The organism is Paenibacillus sp. 8b26 (genome assembly GCF_050626875.1).
Classification (GTDB): Bacteria; Bacillota; Bacilli; order Paenibacillales; family Paenibacillaceae; genus Paenibacillus.
The window spans coordinates 1,070,807-1,088,761 of the sequence record NZ_CP192445.1; the positions used below are offsets into that span (position 1 = coordinate 1,070,807).

Here is a 17,955-nt window from a genome sequence, read left to right on the forward strand (position 1 = left end):
AAAGCAAAGCACTACCAATCTATGCAATCCGCGAAGGAGGAGTCCTCATGTCCACCGCTATCTCTATCTTCGATACAACACTGCGCGACGGAACTCAAGGAGAAGGAATTAGCTTGTCTGCTGACGACAAATTGAAAATCGCCAAAAAACTCGATGATCTCGGTGTTCATTATATTGAAGGCGGGATTCCCGGGAGCAACAGCAAGGATATCGAATTTTTCAAACGGGTGCAAGAACTGGGACTAAAGGCCAAGATTGTTGCCTTTGGCAGCACACGCCGTAAAGATAGCATAGCGGCACAGGATGCCAACCTGCAACGGATTCTGGAATCCGGCGCCCAAGCGGCTACTCTCGTCGGCAAATCATGGGATTTTCATGTACACACAGCCTTACAGACGACACTCGAAGAAAATCTGTCCATGATTTACGACTCCATCGCCTTTTTAAAGCAAGGGGGCATGGAGGTTATTTTTGATGCCGAGCATTTTTTTGACGGATATAAAAATAATCCCGAATATGCACTCGCCGTCATGAAAAAAGCGGAAGAAGCAGGCGCAGACTGGCTCGTCATGTGCGATACCAATGGCGGCACCATGCCGCATGAGATACAGGAAATTGTCACCACACTGCATAGCCAGCTCACAAGGTCAAAGCTGGGCATTCACACACACAATGACTGTGAATTGGCTGTAGCCAATACACTGAGTGCAGTGCAAGCAGGCGCGAGACAAATCCAAGGTACGATTAACGGATACGGCGAACGTTGTGGTAATGCTAATTTATGCTCCGTCATTCCAAATTTGCAGCTCAAGCTCGGCTACGAGTGTTTGAACTCCGACAAGCTAAAGCAGCTTCACAACACGGCCCGCTTTGTCAGCGAAGTTGCCAACGTGAATTTGCCAGTGAACCAGCCTTATGTCGGCAATGCTGCCTTTGCCCACAAAGGCGGTATCCACGTGTCAGCTATTCTGCGCGACTCGCGAACCTATGAGCACATCGCTCCCGAACTGGTAGGCAACAAGCAACGGGTGCTGGTCTCTGAGCTAGCCGGGCAAAGCAATGTTGTGTCCAAGGCGCAGGAGTTGGGCATAACCCTTGATCCGTCCAGCAATGAGGCACGTGGGGTCATTAGCCGCATCAAGGAGCTGGAACATCAGGGCTACCAGTTTGAAGGAGCCGATGCTTCGCTGGAGCTGCTCATTCGTGAAGCAGGCGGCGAAGTGAAGGAAATGTTCACATTTGAGTCCTTCAAGGTGCTTGTGGAGAAAACAGCGGGTCGTCCAGTTGTATCCGAAGCGTTCTTGAAGCTGAATGTTGCAGGCACAAGCGTTTATACTGCCGCTGAAGGCAACGGTCCGGTCAACGCGCTCGATAACGCACTGCGTAAAGCTCTTTCTCAATATTTCCCGGCACTGCGTGATATGCATCTGGCCGACTATAAAGTACGTGTACTCGATGAAAAGGATGCCACCGCTGCCAAGGTACGCGTGCTCATTGAGTCCAAAAATTACGAGGACGTATGGAGTAACGTGGGCGTATCCGAAAATGTAATTGAAGCCAGCTGGGAAGCACTGGTGGACAGCTTCCGTTATGCGTTGCTGGAAGCTCCGTCTCCGAAAAATCAGCAGAACGAACTATCGCCCCAAGGACTAGTAAATCACTGATTGGACGATTACTCTTTGATGAATGCTTTTATTTAATAAGCGGTGTCTTTTGCGGTCTATTCGGCCCCTAAAGACACCGTCTTTTTTTGCAGTAATTCTATTTTTCGTTTCAGCTCACGTTCGTTAAGCATGCCGATTATGATTTCACGTACCTGTCCATGACGGTCAACCATGACATTCGTCGGAAATGCAGCACCCCCAAACCTTTCAAACAGCGCTCCTTGCTCATCCAGCAAAACCGGAAATTGAAGGTTTAGCGAGCGGGAAAACTTTTTCACATCCTCCAACCGATCATAGCGTGTTACATTAATCCCATACACGTCCACATCATGTTTGTACTTGCTATATAGCTCATTCAGTACAGGTGCCTCCAAACGGCACGGATCGCACCACGAGGCCCAGAAGCTGATCACCAGCGCTTTATGATGCTTGGCTCCTATATTGTAGGATTTGCCGTCCAAACCTTTTAAAATTATGAAAGGAAGCGGTTGACCAGGCTGTATCTTTTGCATCACTTCTATAGCTTCTAACCCTGTTTCTATCCCCTTGCCAGTTTCAAGTCTTCCCTCACCTTCATATTCCTCCTGAATTTGCACATTTTTAGCCGGTGCGCTTGCTGCATAAGTCATGTTTGTTACTCCTCCCGATGAAGCTACTCCTACAACCAGCATAACCATCAGGAATTTAATAAAAACAGCTTTTTTCACAGTCCAATCACCCGGCCTTTCATCTGGATTACTCTCACCTTCTCCATATGGTGCCCATCCTGCTCCCACCTCTAACCCTTCCAATCTGTACAGGTGCACAAAAAAACAGCAAACCCACGAATGATCGTAGACTTGCTGTAATGTTGTCTTATATTGAAGCTTGTGCCTTGTACTGAATTAGGCATGGCTTAAATGAGCATACACATCTGCCAAATTGGTCACATTACGCTTCAGCATTTCCTGAACGTACGCCACCCACAGCTTTGCCGTCATTTTCGCATCCTCTAACGCATGATGCCGTCCCTGAATGGGTATGCCCTGATAGGTCAGCAGCTCATCTAAACTGTACGTTTGGTGCTGCTGCGGTTCCAGCCATTTGGCAAGCATCATCGTATCCAAAACACGGTGAGTCAGTTGCACTTTAGAGGTTTTCCACAACGCTGCATTCAAAAATGCCTTGTCATGAGCACTGGCATGCGCTACAAGCACCCGTCCCCCTACAAAGGACATAAAGTCATGCAGCCCATCCATAAGCGGCAAAGCCTCATCCGTCATTTCCCGGGTAATCCCGGTAAGCTCCGTAATGTGCTCAGGAATGGCCGTACGTGGATTGACAAGCGTGTAAAATTGCTCTTTTTCCATTATCGTATCCCCGACAACCCGAATCGCACCGAACGATAAAATCTCATCTCCATGCTGCGCTGAAAATCCCGTAGTCTCCAAGTCAAAAACAACCGTTTCCAAACGCTCCAGCGGGGTTCGCAATACCTCAGAGCGCCGTTGCTCCCGAGTTAAGGAACGGATAAAGGCCATCTGCTGAGCCGTAGGAGCTCCCATCACAGAAGCGATGGCCGACGGTACCCCTCCTCTGCGAAGAGCGCTCCAAAAGCCGCCTCCCTGCGCTGGTTCCTTCATGATTTTCTCCCTTCCGTAAACCGCAACTGTCTTTGCAGCGCGCGATGTAGCCGCCGCACCGTCGAAAGCGCCTCGCGCAGTTCATGCCAGCCCTTACCTTGCTTCAACGGTTTGACAGCAAGGTAACCCTTGCTAACTAAGAGTCCGTTCTTTTCCTGCACCGGAGTAGCCATCCGAAGCTGTAGCGCGATCCGAAAGGCCCGCTCACAAGCATCCAGCAAAGGTGACGGTGCTGCTTCCAGCAGCGCGAGCCGCCTGAGCCTTTTCAACGTAGAGCTCTCCTCCACCCCGTGCTGCAAAGCCCAAAACCGTACTGCATTTACCAACGGGATGTACAAACCGTATTTTACATCAAAATCACCCGCGTGCTCCCCGAAGCGCTCGGTAACGATTTGACCCAAAATATTAAGTGTCGCTTTATGCCTTACCGTGTTCCTAAGTACCGCGGACGGCAAATCCGGATGCTTGCGCAGCAACGCATAAAAGCTCCGCTTCCATTCTGCTGACAATTGCTCGTCTCCAGCGATATGCCTCATATCAGAAGAGATAATCAGATAACGAATCGGCTCCCATGCAAAATCATCGGACCATTTTGCCAGCTGCTCCTGCCACTCAGACAACGTTTGGCGCCATAGCGGCTCTGAACACATTACTTTCCCTTCACATTTCGGATATCCCAAATATTCCAGCATTGCAGATATCCTCTGGCCGAACTCCATAAAATATGATTCTTTCCCGACAGATGCAGTGTCACTAATAATCATACCGTTATCTTGGTCACTCCATAGCGTCGACTCCGAGCGTCCCATGCTGCCGAAGGCTATAAATGCGTAAGGGACGGGAGGAAGGCCGAAGCCATCCTCAACCATCCCTTTTTCGCACATTTGCACAGCTCTGGCTGCAATGCGGTCATGCATATCATTCGCCGTTTGTAACCAGTCTGATAACGGAGCGGAGGCTTGGGAAGCCAGCAGCCATTTTTGAGAATCGACCCTGGCCTGCCTTAGCGATTCAGGCGTATCTGCATGATCAATCGCTTCGGCTGAACTCACCCAAGGTGCCGTATTTTGCAGTTCCATACTTCCATCTCCTCCGCTCATCCATACTGGCTCTTTATATTTTACATATTAGCTTACAGTCCCAGAACGCTTCTCAGCCTCGGCAACCAGCTTCATTTGCTCAGGATAGCCGTACGTACCATGCTCGCTGATATCCAGCCCCATCGTTTCTTCTTCTTCCGTAACACGAATACCCATAATAGCTTTCATCGAACCCAGAATAATGAAGGAAATGACGAACACAAAAGCCAAAGTCCCTATCAGTCCCAGAAGCTGTACTCCCAATTGCGTAAATCCGCCACCATAGAACAACCCCGCTTGACCAACACCTGTTATTTTCACCAGTTCAGGAGTAGCAAACAATCCTGTGGATATCGCACCCCACATCCCTGCAATACCATGGACGGAAAATGCATATACCGGATCATCTACCCTTGCACGCTCAAACCATTGTGCTGTGAAGAAGGTAATAATCCCTGCTACCGCACCGATGACCAGAGCCGCCCAAGGAGCTACAAATGCGCACGCCCCTGTTATTGCTACCAAAGCCGCCAGCACACCGTTCAGCATGGACGGAATATCCGCTTTTCCATAGACCATCCAAGATACCAGCAGGGCAAATACTCCACCTGCCGCCGCCGCAAGATTCGTGGTTACCGCCACATATCCGAAAAATCCGTCATTCATAGCCGATACAGCACTACCCGGGTTAAATCCAAACCAGCCGAACCAGAGAATAATAACCCCCAAAATGGAGTATACCTGATTATGTCCAGGGATAATATTCGGTTTGCCGTCCTTGTTGAACTTGCCCAGTCTCGGTTTCAGCAGCAATGTAGCGACGAGTGCCGCCGTAGCTCCTGTCAGATGGACTACCGTCGAGCCGGCATAATCCTGCATGCCCAGCTTGCCAAGCCAGCCGCCGCCCCATACCCAGTGAGCTACAACCGGATAGATTACGATGGAGAACAAAATACCGAAAATGATGTATACACTTAATTTTGCACGCTCTGCCATTCCCCCGCATGCGATAGAAAGAGATACCGCAGCAAAAGCAAAGTGGAACAAAAACATGATTGTAATCGGAACATCCAGACTTGAAAGGGAGTCAAACGATACAGCAGCATCCGTGCCGCTCATGAAGAAACCCGTCAGCCCCATAAATCCGTTACCGCCATCGTTACCGAAGCCTAGCCCGAACCCGAGAGCCCAGAAGGATAATGCTGCAACGCCCGTGGTGAGAATCGTTTTACCAGCGACATGCCCCGCATTCTTCATTCGTGTGGAGCCAGCCTCCAGCAATGCAAATCCCGCCTGCATGAAAAACACTAGAATAAATGCCAAGAAGGTAAACGCCGTGTTTAATCCCGCTTGAAGCTGAATATTTGTCGGACCGTCAGCAGCGAACGCACCTACCGGAAAAGCCAGTACCGTCAGCATGGCTAGTAATGCAACAAACCACTTTTTTCTCATGAAGCCCACTCCCTCGAATGTTAAGTTTCTTTACATTTCGTGAAATTCTTATTGTCATTATAATCAGAATACATGAAACTTGACAAGATTTTTTTTATTATTCGAAAAAAAATCGATCCCGAACTTTCCATGTCACGTTTACTAACTATAAAAGTAGCTTGTTTCATGGGCTAGAAAAGCATGACGTTTGACTGTACGGTTGGGAATCATGTAAAATATTTTTATAAGCACTCTGTTTGCAGATGCGTAATATTGAAGGCTGAATGAAGAGCGCGAGGTGAGGACAGATGGGGATATGAAGCTATATCGAATTGGCGAGCTAGCCAAGACGGCTGGTGTCAGCGAACGGACCATTGATTATTATACGAAGCTCGGTTTGATCGCACCTGAAGAACGGTCTTTGAAAAATTATCGGTTATATAATGATGAAACTTTAAAAAGGCTTGAACGTATTAACCAAATGAAACAAGAGAAGTATAGCCTCGAGGAAATTAAACAGACATTAATGAAGTGGAATTCGGTTCCGGGCGAAGAGCACGTCACCGACAAGCTGACAAGTCTAGAGATGCACATGCAGCGCCTGGAGCGCGAAGTCAATGAGCTACAGCCTCTTCTGGGGCAGCTCAAGCCCGTTCAAGCACGTAAGCTGCTTACTGGTCTACTACCGCAAAGCGCCGCTTGTATCGAAGCTCTGAAGTATTTGCTGGAGCATAGCTCTATGATGTAGATTCCCGGGCTGTTTTGATGAAATAATAATGGAGGGTTGCTTTATGATGGGGATGTATATATTGATTATTCTTGCGTTCGGTTTATCCTTATGGGCGCAATTTCGTGTGAAAGGTACTTTTAACAAATGGTCTGATGTTCCCAACGAAAACGGGTTGACAGGCTACGATGCCGCCCGGCATATGCTGGATCGCAACGGTTTGCACGATGTGCCCATTGAACCTGTACCTGGCGCGTTATCTGACCACTATGATCCGATGCAACGCGTAGTACACTTGTCCGAACCTGTATATTATGAAAAATCTATTTCCGCAGTTGCTGTGGCTTGTCACGAGGTCGGTCATGCGATTCAGCACAAAGAGCATTATCCTATGTTAGCGCTGCGTCACCGGATTTTCCCGATTGTCAACTTCGCATCCGGCATTGCACCGTTTCTGTTGATTGCCGGGTTACTGTTCAGCTACACAAACCTGATTGGCTTGGGCATTATCTTTTTCTCGGCTACTGTTGCTTTTCAATTAATTACATTGCCGGTCGAATTTAATGCTTCCAACCGTGCCCGTGAAATTATGGTGTCCGAAGGATTTATCCGCAGTGATGAAGAACGAGGTGTGGCTAAAGTATTGAATGCCGCTGCATTAACATATGTGGCTGCCGCTCTCGTTTCCTTACTGGAGCTGATTCGCCTGATCGGTATCTTCAACAGCCGTGACTAATCGCTTTTGTAGCAAAAAAGGTTGTTCCTCCCCATGATGATGGTAGAGGAACAACCTTTTTATGTTTTATCCAATTCCCTATACTCGCCTGTCGTTAGTCCGCTTTAGCACTTCCATCCGTCACAGTGCCGCTACCTTGAAGACCAAAATATTGCAACAAAAAAGTGCGGAACGATTTGGCAACCAACGGAAGTTTGTCGTCTCTACGGTGAATTAAGCCAATGGTTCGCGTCACCTCGGGATCAACAATGGACACCCTCGCGGGCTGGAGCGGATTGGTCTGGAACAACGCCATCTCCGGCAAAAGACTGACCCCCATACCTGCGGCAACTAATCCGCGGATCGTATCCGTCTCCTCGCCTTCAAAAGCGATGTCAGGCGTAAATCCGGCCTCCAGACAAGCCTGCCAGACAATCGGACGCAGGGAGTAACCGTCTCTGAACAAGATGAACTTTTCTCCTTTAAGCTGATCCAGCGTGATGTGCCCGGCTGAAGCCAAAGGATGATTAGGGGGAAGAACCGCAAACAGCTCCTCGGTCAGCACCACATCTCCCTCGACATGATCATGACGATCCGGAAAAGGGGATACAAAAGCCAAATCCACCTCACCCGCCAACACATCACGGATCAAACTTGGGTACATCCCCTGTTTAAATCTGAATTTAACATTCGGATACCGTTTACGAAATTCAGCCACAACCGTAGGAATAAGATGAATGCCCAAACTGTGCGGGAAGCCGATACGAATTTCCCCACCCTCGGGGTCTAAAAACTCATGGACCTCCAGAACAGCCCGCTCCAAATCCTTTATAATCGTTTCAACCCGTTTGCAAAATAACTGCCCCACCGGTGTAAGCTGCAAGTTGCGGCCCTTTTGCATAAAAAGGTTAACCCCTAGCTCCTCTTCAAGCTGATGAATTTGCCGACTGACCGCAGATTGCGCCACATGCAGCTCCTCGGCTGCCTGAGTGACATGTTCCTTTTGCGCTACCTTCATGAAGTATTGCAACTGTCGTAATTCCACTCCGTTATTCGCTCCAATCTATTTTTCAACATCCGGAAGAAGAGGTTAGACGAACCCCTTCCTCTTTCTTGCCCTGCCGACTTACGGTAAAGCTGTCTTTAGTGACGTTTACGTTGGCCAGTCAATCTGATCATTAATCCATACAAGAAAAACCCGCTGAGCAGTCCTCCAAAATGGGCGGTCCAGTTAATATTCGCCACAGCGAACGAAAACAGGATACCAAAGCCGAGCAGCGTGTACAGTGTTTTGCGTGAAGCTTCATCCATCAGCGTCCGCTGAAACAGAGCAACGTACAGAAATGCGCCGTAGATACCATATATCGCTCCTGACGCCCCTACAGAGACCGTGGTTTCCGCTACCATGTTGTAATGCGCAATGGACAGCACGTTTCCTACAATGCCTGTAGCGAGGTACAGCAGCACGTAGCGAAAGGACCCCAGCAGACGTTCCAGCGGTGGAGCAAATACGAGAATCGCAAAGGAATTAAAGAAAAGATGGTCAAAACCCGCATGTAAAAACATAGCTGACACATACCGCCATAACTGGTCGGTAAACGGCTCCTCATTGATCAAGGCCCCATACCGGATTAGTGTCAAACTATTTTCCGATCCACCATGTACGGTGAGCACAATAAACATCACGATATTGATAAGCAGAATCAAACAGGTAACCGGGTAAAAACGCAAATAACTTTTCCAGTTCTCATACCGTAAAAAAATCAAGGCAATCCTTCCTTCATGGGGTGTCTCCACCTTATTCAAATTGGACAATGTCTTTTATAAAAGATTATAATAGATTTCAGCAACGATAACCAATGCTAAAAACCAAGGAGGCTATTACATATGGCACAAGAACGTAAAGAAGCTGCTACTTTTAAAGGCAATCCTTTGACTCTCGTGGGTCCTGAACTGAAAGTTGGAGATCAGGCCCCTGATTTTAAATTGCAAAAAAATCTGCTGGAAGCTGTTACGCTTCGAGATTTTGCAGGTAAAGTCAAGCTTATCAGCGTTGTTCCTTCTCTTGATACAGGCGTGTGTGACGCACAGACTCGTCGTTTTAATCAAGAAGCGGATTCTCTCGGAGATCAAGTCGTAATACTGACTGTCAGCGTGGATCTGCCGTTTGCCCAAGCTCGTTGGTGCGGTGCTGCGGGTATTGACCGTGTATTGACACTGTCCGATTACAAGGACCATTCCTTCGGCGAAGCCTACGGCGTGTTTATTAAGGAATTCCATCTGGATCATCGCGCTATTTTCGTGATTGATCAAAACGATAAAATCGCTTATGTAGAATATCTGAGCGAAATGTCCGAGCATCCTGACTATGATCAAGCGATTGCAGCGGTGAAGAAGCTCGTCTAAATTCATTCTGCTTACGTTAAGGCTGATTCGAATATTAAAAAAGCGAGTGAAGGGTTGCCTTCCTCGCTTTTTTTGACGTTGGTCTGCCACGTTGCTGCTCACACGTCCGCAATCACTGTACGACCTTATGAGCAGACAGTTTCTTGTCAATCACGGCAAACAACTGCAAAATAATGCGATAATTTGCACCCATGTCCCCCAGCGATCCGCGCGAAGCGGAATAAATATCCACAGCACTCCGAACGGGCGAGACGGACAATATAGAAACGGTAATGTCGACAGTTCTGCCGAATGCCGTTCGCTTCTCAAGCGTAATCTCACCTACGGATGGCACCTCATGTAGCACCTTGTATCCAGGAATCTTTTTTAAAACGGACGACACCTCTTCCCAAGCCTTGTCTCTCGATAAGTTATAATAGCGTGTCTTCATTTGGGGGTCTTTGACCCGGTCGCTTGTACCTTCTTGGCTGCGCACAATCCCCACCAGAGTCCTCTTTAACGACAAGACATTTCCTCCTTCACGATAATCGTTGCTGAATACAGCACATCGATTTCCCTTTGATGCAAGCGCTTTATAAAAACGTTAAAGCAACAAAGTGAACCCGATCATACCTGTGGTATGCGATTGAGTACCTTATTTCTTATTTTAGCATTATTACATACAAAAAACACCCTGTTTCTGCACGGAGCAGTATCAGGGTGTATTGATTACGTTATAGAGTACCCGCCGATGCCGTCCGACCATAGCGTCTTCTGAACCTGCTTTAGCAGGTGGGTGATCGCAGGACAAACTTTTGAAGTCCCCTTGTCAGAATTGACAGGGCTTTTCAGCTGTCCACCCGTATTGGTCTCCCTAGACATTGTCATTGGTTCAAAACAACAAATGACCGTAACGTGCATCGCAGGATGTGACCTTATTATAGCGCTTCTCACTCGGAAAGTAAATGCTAGGAGAAATCTGTTTTATTTTTGGAGGTTATCACTTTTCTTGTCTTCCGTGATACCTGCCTCTTCGTCTTTTTGCTTCATCTTTTCCATCTGATCCTGCATTTTGAGGAACGTTCCATAAAAATTAAAGAAAGCGAACCAGGCCACCACACTACCAATGAAGAACAAGAACAGCACAGGGTATTTGACTCCAATAAAGATAATAATCGCGCTGCCGAGCATGGTAGAAAATACACGAAACGGTCGAATGAGCGTCAGCAAGACCGCATTTTTGATCAGTTGCCCGATGGACATATGATAATGAGCAACCATCGAGAAAAAGTTAAACATGGATACGAGCAAAATAATGATGAGAATAAGCATGATTATGCCTACAATTTGCAAATTGCTGAGCTGCGTCATATACACGGTATAATCCACATACATAATGACAAACAGCAGCGTGTAAAAGATGCCCCCGATCAGGCTCTGCTTATAGTTTTCCTTGTATCCTTTAAAGAAGGTACGAAACACACCTGCATCCGTATCGCCCATTACCCATTTACGGACGACGGCAAACATGGCCGATGTAGCCGGAAACAAAGTAAGCGGTGCCAAAACAGCCAGCGCCCAGTTCATTTGTAAAGATTCATTAGCCAAGTTCTGATTCATCACAAGTAGTTTGAGTATGAGACAGAACATAAAAGGCGACGAGCATAACACCCATAACAAATTGGTAGCCGCCAGTCTGGTAATCCATTCAGTCAGGCGATAAATACCACCCATAGCTCCTTTAAACTCCAACGTTAGTCTCTCCCTCCGCAAGCCCTGACAGGTTCCATGGCTCATGTTGCTGTGCCTGTAAATTCCGGCTGTTGACTATATCATACCGTATTTCATCCCCAATGCGCCAGTGAAATCAATACTTCAGCTGTCGAAGCAGGCTGCTAAGTAATTTATACTTTTTGATCTCATAGCAAAAAGCCGAAGCGAGCATTCACTTCGGCTTTCCGGTTATTTCAATTCTTATTCGGAAGAGGAATCTTCGCGTCTTGCAGGACGACGAGTTTCTCCGCTACTGCTTGGACGTGGTCTGCGATCTCCACTATTGCGGCTCGCGGAATCACGGTTGTAGCTACCGCCTTCTTTGCTGCCACGGTTGTAGCCACCATATCCGCCTTTGCTGCCACTACCACTGCCACCAGTACGGTTGGAGTTATAACCACCGTTGCTGCGTCCGCTGTAGTTAGACGGCTTGCGTCCGCCGGAACGAACATCCGGTTTACGACGTTTTGCACGAATTGGATCTTCCGGAGTCAGCTCAATAGACGCTTCTCTCTTCTCGCCAGTCATCAGCTTCAGAGATGCGGAGAGAAGTTGTACGGAGTCATACTGCTCCAGCATTTGAATAGCCAAGCCTTTGTATTCATTCAGCTCACCGCTTTCTACAGCCTCCAGGAGACGTTCTGCGATGATGCGTTGTTTGCCTTCCAAAGCTTCAGCCAAAGTTGGAAGCGGCTTACGCGCAATACGGTGACGAGTTACACGCTCAATGAAATGCAGATGATCAATTTCACGAGGCGTTACGAAAGACCATGCTTCCCCTTCTTTACCTGCACGTCCGGTACGTCCAATACGGTGAACATAGCTTTCCGGATCTTGCGGAAGGTCAAAGTTCACAACGTGAGTTACACCGGAAACGTCCAAACCACGGGCAGCTACATCAGTTGCTACGAGCACGTCAATGCTTCCGTCGCGGAATTTGCGCATTACGGCATCACGTTGGTTCTGAGACAAGTCACCATGCAGACCGTCTGCGGAATATCCACGTTTTTGCAGAGCTTCAGCCAGCTCGTCTACCCGGCGCTTGGTACGACCGAATACGATAGCGAGTTCTGGGGATTCCATGTCGATCAAACGGCTCAAAGCTTCGAATTTTTGACGTTCAGGAACTTCAATGTAGGCCTGATCAATCAGTGGAGCACTAACTTGTTTAGGGATAACTGAAACATGCTCAGGGTTTTTAAGGAATTGTTCAGCTAGTCTTTTGATATTAGGAGGCATCGTAGCCGAGAAAAGCATCGTTTGACGCTCGTCCGGAACCTGCTTCAGAATGGATTGGATATCTTCCATAAAGCCCATGTCCAACATTTCATCCGCTTCATCCAAAACAACGGTGTTTACGTCTTCCAGCTTGATGGTTTTGCGGTTAATATGGTCGAGCAAGCGACCCGGTGTACCAATGATAATCTGAGGTTTCTTTTTCAAAGCGCGAATCTGGCGCACGATATCTTGACCGCCATAGATTGGCAGGGTGCGGAGACCTTTGAAGCGGGACAGCTTTTCGATTTCTTCAGCAACCTGAATGGCAAGCTCACGTGTTGGAGCCATAATCAGTGCTCTGATTTTGTCGTCGTTCTTAGAGATTTTGCTGATCAACGGAATACCAAAAGCTGCGGTTTTACCCGTACCTGTTTGGGCTTGGCCAATCATGTCTCTTCCTTGCAGCGCAAGAGGGATGGATTGGGATTGAATCGGCGTCGCTTCTTCAAAACCAAGCTCTGTAATCGCCTCAAGTACTTTCGGTTCAAGATTAAATTCTGCAAATGTCGTCAAATTTATTCAAACTCCTTCATAATGGTGGATGTGGTGGACAATCCACAATGTTGTCTGTATTCTTAAGTAGCGATATTATTGTATAGGTTTTCCCAATACAGTGACAGTTTATTTAGGCCTATAACTGCATCTTTCTGTATAAACACGGGTAACCTTATCCGATACATCTTAAACGAATTTATCCTTTTTAAAACAGTTTAAATTTTAAGTGTTTCTCTGGACAGAAAGTCCCTACTCAAGAATATCCACATCGCATTATAACACAAAACAATTCATGAATACCAGCAAGTTACTGTCCGTATATTTTAAATGAGGTGAAAAAACGTTGTTAAAAATAGTGTTAAACTGTTTTGTTGTCATTTTGGGAGCCGCTGCTATAGCAAGCGGTTTTAATCTGTTTCTCGTGCCGCACCACCTGCTGAGCGGCGGAGTAGCAGGGCTTTCCATGTTAATTGGCTACTTTACAAAATTCGATATCAGCGTGATGTATTTTGTCCTAAACATTCCGATGCTTATTGCAGGCTGGTTTATTTTAGGGAAACGATTTATTAGTATGAGTATTTTGTCTGTTGTCGCCACGACATGGATTTTGGCCTGGATTCCTGTGCATGCCCTTGTTAAAGATACGCTGCTGGCCTCCGTTTTTGGTGGAGTGCTGATTGGTGTTGGAGCTGGTATTTCCTTTCGGGTGGGGGGGTCTACTGGCGGTTTTGACATTATCGGCTCCATCGTCACCCGTTACCGCGATTTCCCTGTAGGGACTGTGCTCGTCGGTTTGAATGGGCTGGTTATTCTGGCAGCGGGATATCTGAACCAGGACTGGAATGTTGCCCTTGCATCCATGTTATCCATTTTCGTGACCGGCAAGGTGTTGGATCAGATTTATGTGAGTCACACTAAAATAACCGTTTACATCATCACTGAGCATACAGAGAAGCTGCTCAGCCGAATGCTGACAACGCCGCGTGGAGTAAGTAAAATTAAAATTGAAGGTGCATTTTCTCATACCGAAAAGGATATGCTGATGACAGTTACAACACGCTACGAGCTGGCAGAACTGAAACGCATTATTAAGAAAGTAGACCCTTCTGCTTTTGTTAATATCGTAGAAACGGTAGGGGTTATGGGCTCATTCCGCCGAAGATAAGCACGAGCCCAAGTGTCAAAATGCAGTTTCTGTGGTACACTATACGTGCGCTGTTCCCATATTATATAAAGACCAGCTTTACCTGCTATTTCACAGGCACTTTGCTTTTCCGATTCGTACCGAATGATTCTTATGGAATGATTCCGAGCAGGAAAGGGTGATTTTTGTGGAAATGGAAACGGTAAAACTGTCCGACATTGTCTTGAGATGGTATCCAGAAATGCTCCCGTTTCTCAAAAAGAATGAGCTGAACTCGATGATTGTACTTCGGGATGGGATGGCCATTCTCAAGCCCATGGATGCGCTCGAAATTATTCAGTACAGTATTTGTGAGCATCAGGACAATACGTATCTTCAGTAAACATCTTCATTAAATCTCTCCACCAAGTGCCGCTTCTTCCGGTTGCAGTCCGCAGCCACGAAGAAAGCGGCATTATTTATGCCATTTTACGGATTCAATGAACAAGGGTTGGGTTAATCATGTAAGACTGTGCCTGATGATTCCAGTATTGGTTACAACCGTGTTGTTTCTCGATACATAACTTTACGTATAATCAGGTAAGCGACTTACATAAGGGAGAGAGTTAGGAAATGAATATGATTTGGGCAATTATGCTATTGGCAATGGGAATAGGCGGAAACGGCGATCATTCAGCCAACGCCCCAAATGTAAAAGATACGGTGGCAACGACAATCAGCAGCGCGATGATTCAGGCTCAGCACAGTAATATGAAGATGGATGCCTCCAACCCTCCGGTTAAAATTGACCCACAGCCGACGACTCCTGCTATCAAGGGCATCTATGTTACGGCTTATAGTGCAGGCGGTTCCCGTATGACCCAGCTGCTTGAACTGCTCGACAAAACAGAGCTCAATTCCATGGTTATTGATATTAAGGATGATGCAGGTTACATCACTTATCCAACGACCAATCCCGAGCTGCTGAAATTGGGCAAGCCGCAAAAATTCATTCGGGATATTTCCGGTTTGATGGACCGGTTGAAAAAGCACAACGTGTACCCGATTGCCCGTATTGTAGTATTTAAAGATACGGTATTAGCCAACAAAAATCCCGAAATGTCCTTCCGCAATCCTGACGGCTCTGTCTGGAAAAACGGCAAGGGCGATGGGTTCGTCAATCCCTATAATAAAGAGGTTTGGGATTATAATATTGCTATCGCCAAGGAGGCAGCAAAGCTGGGCTTCAAGGAAATTCAGTTTGACTATGTACGTTTCCCTGAAGGCTTTGAGAAAAGAGCCGACAAGCTGAAATATACCAAATCCAATCAATCACGTGTAGATGCGGTCGCTGAGTTCGTGCAATATGCCCGTAAAGAGCTTGCTCCACTGGGTGTGCGGGTATCGGTAGATATTTTCGGGTATGCCGCATCCGTTCCCGCTGCGGAAGGAATCGGACAGGATTTCGCCAAAATTTCAGAAAACGTGGATGTCATTTCTCCTATGGTTTATCCAAGTCACTATACAACAGGCTGGTTCGGTGTAAAAGACCCTGACAAAAATCCGTACCAGACCATTAAAGGCTCGATGGCAGATACGCACAAGAAGCTTGACCCGACAGGCAAGCTGAAACCAATCATTCGTCCATGGATTCAGGATTTTACCGCAAGCTGGCTGGGAAGCGGTCATTATGCCAAATATGGTAAAACCCAGGTCGAGGATCAAATTCGAGCGCTCAAGGATATGAAGGTTGACGAATATTTACTCTGGAATGCTACAAACCGCTATACTAGCGGAGTAACGTACAAATAATCCATGTATCCCGGTCTTATCATTATTTCTACACAATACACCAAATTATTTAAAGGTTTCCAAGGCTGCCCCATTCGTTTGATCATGGGTGCAGTCTTTTGTTGCTGTTCAAATGCTGCTACATCCCTTACAATAAATACTTGACACGTTATGATATATACGATTGATAACTTCCAAGTAAGTGAGGACATAAACATGCATTTGACGCTAACTAACAGCCAAAAATGGAAGCAGCTTTTTAACATTTTGCTCCCTATTCTGGTAACACAACTTGCACTATCCGCGATGGCTTTTTTTGATACTAATATGTCGGGACACTTTTCTTCTGCCGATTTGGCTGGTGTAGCCATCGGAGTGAGTCTGTGGGTCCCTGTACAAACAGGCCTCAACGGAATACTTATGGCCATCACCCCTATTGTATCCCAATTGGTTGGAGCACAGCGCAAGGACAAGGTTTCTTACTATGTCATTCAGGCGCTATGGCTCTCGCTCACTCTATCGATGATTGTTCTGATTGCAGGTATTTTTCTCGTTAAGCCCATTCTGCACGGGATGAATCTGGAGTTGAGGGTTCATAATGTGGCCTTGTACTACCTTTGTGCGATGGCCTTCGGCATTGCCCCGCTCTTTGCTTATACGGTCCTACGGAGCTTTATGGATGCACTGGGACAAACCCGGTTTACGATGACCATCACGCTGATGTCGTTGCCCATCAATGTCTTGTTGAACTACTTACTCATTTATGGAAACTGGGGTTTTCCTCGTCTGGGGGGTGTGGGCTCCGGAGTGGCAACTGCCGCCACGTACTGGATTGTTATGCTTGTTGCTGGCATCACCGCACATCGGGGAAAGATATTTGCCGAATACGGAATTTTCAACAAGATATACGGCATTGCTACCAGTGCCTGGAAAGAGCTTATCAAAATCGGGTTACCCATCGGCTTTGCGATCTTTTTCGAAACGGCTGTCTTCGCAGCTGTTACTCTCTTCATGAGCAGTTATAATACGGCAACAATTGCGGCTCATCAGGCCGCTATGAACTTTGCGACAACACTATATATGATTCCGCTCAGTATTTGTATGGCGCTCACGATTCTGGTCGGGTATGAGGTAGGGGCAGGACGGCCGCGGGATGCAAAAATATACAGCGTAATGGGAATCAGCAGTGCGGTTGGTCTGTCATTGATCACGGCTGTTGTGCTTGTGATCTGGGGCGAACAGGTCGCCAGGCTGTACTCCACCGATCCACAGGTTATTCAGTTAGCGCAACATTTCCTGCTCTATGCGATTTTCTTTCAAATATCCGACGCTATCGCTACACCTACTCAAGGAGCACTGCGTGGATATAAGGATGTCAATTCGGCCTTTCTGATTACGTTTCTGGCCTATTGGGTTATTGGACTTCCTGTAGGATATATTATCTCACGTTGGACACCATTTGGTCCCTACGGCTACTGGATCGGCTTGATTACAGGTTTGGCCGCGGGAGCAGTGTCCCTTCTCTTCCGCCTGCTGGTTGTACAACGACGTTTTGCCGAAAAAAAACAACACGCAGAGGCTGTTTAGCCTTTGCGTGTATCAGCGTGTTTCCATGACATATGCAGTACCCGAAGTTATTCTTTTTTTCTCCACAATAGCTACTTCGTTCAGCTTTGGAGGATACAGATAATGTCTCTCCACATGCTGGTCCACCGCCTGAAATGCCTGCTCCTCATTTTCCGCAACGAGAATAACGGTTAAGGCTCCTTCCGAGCTGTCCACTTCGATTTTGAACAAATACATATTTATTCCCCTCCAAACCTGCTTTAAATGTTAAAAAATAAGCGGATGACTCGGGTCATCCGCATGAGT

The 17,955-nt window shown here is 47.0% G+C and carries 18 protein-coding genes and 1 other RNA gene; 8 read left to right on the forward strand and 11 right to left on the reverse strand.

Annotation, left to right across the window (positions count from 1 at the left end; genetic code table 11):
• Positions 1-47 precede the first annotated feature (47 nt).
• On the forward strand, positions 48-1,664 hold the full coding sequence (gene cimA / locus ACQ4MX_RS04610) for a citramalate synthase (RefSeq protein WP_431089557.1): 1,617 nt from the start codon (positions 48-50) through the stop codon (positions 1,662-1,664).
• A 56-nt stretch (positions 1,665-1,720) separates the two neighbouring features.
• Here the strand turns inward: cimA and ACQ4MX_RS04615 are convergent, their stop codons facing one another.
• The 4 genes from ACQ4MX_RS04615 to ACQ4MX_RS04630 form a co-directional block, all read right to left on the reverse strand.
• Positions 1,721-2,440, reverse strand: coding sequence for a TlpA family protein disulfide reductase (locus ACQ4MX_RS04615; protein WP_431089558.1), 720 nt, complete (start codon positions 2,438-2,440; stop codon positions 1,721-1,723).
• A gap of 108 nt (positions 2,441-2,548) precedes the next feature.
• A complete protein-coding gene (locus tag ACQ4MX_RS04620; protein WP_025686468.1) occupies positions 2,549-3,286 on the reverse strand; it encodes an exonuclease domain-containing protein in 738 nt (245 codons plus the stop codon).
• On the reverse strand, positions 3,283-4,365 hold the full coding sequence (locus ACQ4MX_RS04625; protein ID WP_431089559.1) for a DUF294 nucleotidyltransferase-like domain-containing protein: 1,083 nt from the start codon (positions 4,363-4,365) through the stop codon (positions 3,283-3,285). The genes ACQ4MX_RS04620 and ACQ4MX_RS04625 overlap by 4 nt, the downstream gene beginning before the upstream one ends.
• A gap of 48 nt (positions 4,366-4,413) precedes the next feature.
• Positions 4,414-5,817, reverse strand: a complete 1,404-nt coding sequence (locus ACQ4MX_RS04630) for an ammonium transporter (RefSeq protein ID WP_431089560.1) — start codon at positions 5,815-5,817, stop codon at positions 4,414-4,416.
• 295 nt (positions 5,818-6,112) lie between these two features.
• Between ACQ4MX_RS04630 and ACQ4MX_RS04635 the strand changes: the two genes are divergently transcribed.
• Complete coding sequence (locus tag ACQ4MX_RS04635; RefSeq protein WP_187644882.1) at positions 6,113-6,544, forward strand: MerR family transcriptional regulator; 432 nt, start codon at positions 6,113-6,115, stop codon at positions 6,542-6,544.
• Between the two features lie 43 nt (positions 6,545-6,587).
• A complete protein-coding gene (locus ACQ4MX_RS04640; protein ID WP_431089561.1) occupies positions 6,588-7,259 on the forward strand; it encodes a zinc metallopeptidase in 672 nt (223 codons plus the stop codon).
• A 94-nt stretch (positions 7,260-7,353) separates the two neighbouring features.
• Here the strand turns inward: ACQ4MX_RS04640 and ACQ4MX_RS04645 are convergent, their stop codons facing one another.
• Positions 7,354-8,283 (reverse strand): LysR family transcriptional regulator, encoded by a 930-nt coding sequence (locus ACQ4MX_RS04645; protein ID WP_014280860.1) that lies wholly within the window; start codon positions 8,281-8,283, stop codon positions 7,354-7,356.
• A 98-nt stretch (positions 8,284-8,381) separates the two neighbouring features.
• Positions 8,382-9,005 carry a rhomboid family intramembrane serine protease gene (locus ACQ4MX_RS04650; RefSeq protein WP_134910313.1) on the reverse strand — a complete coding sequence of 208 codons (624 nt, stop codon included), beginning with the start codon at positions 9,003-9,005 and terminating at the stop codon, positions 8,382-8,384.
• A gap of 120 nt (positions 9,006-9,125) precedes the next feature.
• On the opposite strand from ACQ4MX_RS04650, the gene tpx reads away from it, so the two are divergent.
• Positions 9,126-9,644: a thiol peroxidase gene (tpx, locus tag ACQ4MX_RS04655; RefSeq protein ID WP_431089562.1), complete on the forward strand. Its 519-nt coding sequence runs from the start codon at positions 9,126-9,128 to the stop codon at positions 9,642-9,644.
• A 112-nt stretch (positions 9,645-9,756) separates the two neighbouring features.
• On the opposite strand, the gene ACQ4MX_RS04660 is transcribed toward tpx, so the two are convergent.
• From ACQ4MX_RS04660 to ACQ4MX_RS04675, 4 genes are all read right to left on the reverse strand, one after another.
• Positions 9,757-10,149 carry a DUF1499 domain-containing protein gene (locus ACQ4MX_RS04660; protein ID WP_134910315.1) on the reverse strand — a complete coding sequence of 131 codons (393 nt, stop codon included), beginning with the start codon at positions 10,147-10,149 and terminating at the stop codon, positions 9,757-9,759.
• 212 nt (positions 10,150-10,361) lie between these two features.
• A non-coding RNA gene (gene ssrS / locus ACQ4MX_RS04665) (6S RNA) lies at positions 10,362-10,555 on the reverse strand.
• A gap of 52 nt (positions 10,556-10,607) precedes the next feature.
• Positions 10,608-11,375 (reverse strand): YesL family protein, encoded by a 768-nt coding sequence (locus tag ACQ4MX_RS04670; RefSeq protein WP_431089563.1) that lies wholly within the window; start codon positions 11,373-11,375, stop codon positions 10,608-10,610.
• A gap of 222 nt (positions 11,376-11,597) precedes the next feature.
• Positions 11,598-13,187: a DEAD/DEAH box helicase gene (locus ACQ4MX_RS04675; protein ID WP_431089564.1), complete on the reverse strand. Its 1,590-nt coding sequence runs from the start codon at positions 13,185-13,187 to the stop codon at positions 11,598-11,600.
• 325 nt (positions 13,188-13,512) lie between these two features.
• On the opposite strand from ACQ4MX_RS04675, the gene ACQ4MX_RS04680 reads away from it, so the two are divergent.
• From ACQ4MX_RS04680 to ACQ4MX_RS04695, 4 genes are all read left to right on the forward strand, one after another.
• Positions 13,513-14,334, forward strand: coding sequence for a YitT family protein (locus ACQ4MX_RS04680; protein ID WP_192511282.1), 822 nt, complete (start codon positions 13,513-13,515; stop codon positions 14,332-14,334).
• Positions 14,335-14,506: 172 nt separating this feature from the next.
• Complete coding sequence (locus ACQ4MX_RS04685) at positions 14,507-14,695, forward strand: hypothetical protein (protein WP_134910319.1); 189 nt, start codon at positions 14,507-14,509, stop codon at positions 14,693-14,695.
• Between the two features lie 230 nt (positions 14,696-14,925).
• A complete protein-coding gene (locus tag ACQ4MX_RS04690) occupies positions 14,926-16,104 on the forward strand; it encodes a putative glycoside hydrolase (protein WP_431089565.1) in 1,179 nt (392 codons plus the stop codon).
• A gap of 195 nt (positions 16,105-16,299) precedes the next feature.
• The gene (locus ACQ4MX_RS04695) at positions 16,300-17,670 is read left to right on the forward strand and encodes an MATE family efflux transporter (protein WP_431089566.1); all 1,371 of its coding nucleotides are present in this window, start codon (positions 16,300-16,302) and stop codon (positions 17,668-17,670) included.
• A gap of 12 nt (positions 17,671-17,682) precedes the next feature.
• On the opposite strand, the gene ACQ4MX_RS04700 is transcribed toward ACQ4MX_RS04695, so the two are convergent.
• Positions 17,683-17,886: a DUF3906 family protein gene (locus ACQ4MX_RS04700; RefSeq protein ID WP_431089567.1), complete on the reverse strand. Its 204-nt coding sequence runs from the start codon at positions 17,884-17,886 to the stop codon at positions 17,683-17,685.
• Positions 17,887-17,955: the final 69 nt, after the last annotated feature.

Coding starts and splice junctions, on each gene's coding strand:
- cimA (WP_431089557.1), top strand. CDS start 48: ATGTCCACCGCTATCTCTATCTTCGATACAACACTGCGCGACGGAACT.
- ACQ4MX_RS04620 (WP_025686468.1), bottom strand. CDS start 3,286: ATGAAGGAACCAGCGCAGGGAGGCGGCTTTTGGAGCGCTCTTCGCAGA.
- ACQ4MX_RS04625 (WP_431089559.1), bottom strand. CDS start 4,365: ATGGAACTGCAAAATACGGCACCTTGGGTGAGTTCAGCCGAAGCGATT.
- ACQ4MX_RS04630 (WP_431089560.1), bottom strand. CDS start 5,817: ATGAGAAAAAAGTGGTTTGTTGCATTACTAGCCATGCTGACGGTACTG.
- ACQ4MX_RS04635 (WP_187644882.1), top strand. CDS start 6,113: ATGAAGCTATATCGAATTGGCGAGCTAGCCAAGACGGCTGGTGTCAGC.
- ACQ4MX_RS04640 (WP_431089561.1), top strand. CDS start 6,588: ATGATGGGGATGTATATATTGATTATTCTTGCGTTCGGTTTATCCTTA.
- tpx (WP_431089562.1), top strand. CDS start 9,126: ATGGCACAAGAACGTAAAGAAGCTGCTACTTTTAAAGGCAATCCTTTG.
- ACQ4MX_RS04685 (WP_134910319.1), top strand. CDS start 14,507: ATGGAAACGGTAAAACTGTCCGACATTGTCTTGAGATGGTATCCAGAA.
- ACQ4MX_RS04690 (WP_431089565.1), top strand. CDS start 14,926: ATGAATATGATTTGGGCAATTATGCTATTGGCAATGGGAATAGGCGGA.
- ACQ4MX_RS04695 (WP_431089566.1), top strand. CDS start 16,300: ATGCATTTGACGCTAACTAACAGCCAAAAATGGAAGCAGCTTTTTAAC.
- ACQ4MX_RS04700 (WP_431089567.1), bottom strand. CDS start 17,886: ATGTATTTGTTCAAAATCGAAGTGGACAGCTCGGAAGGAGCCTTAACC.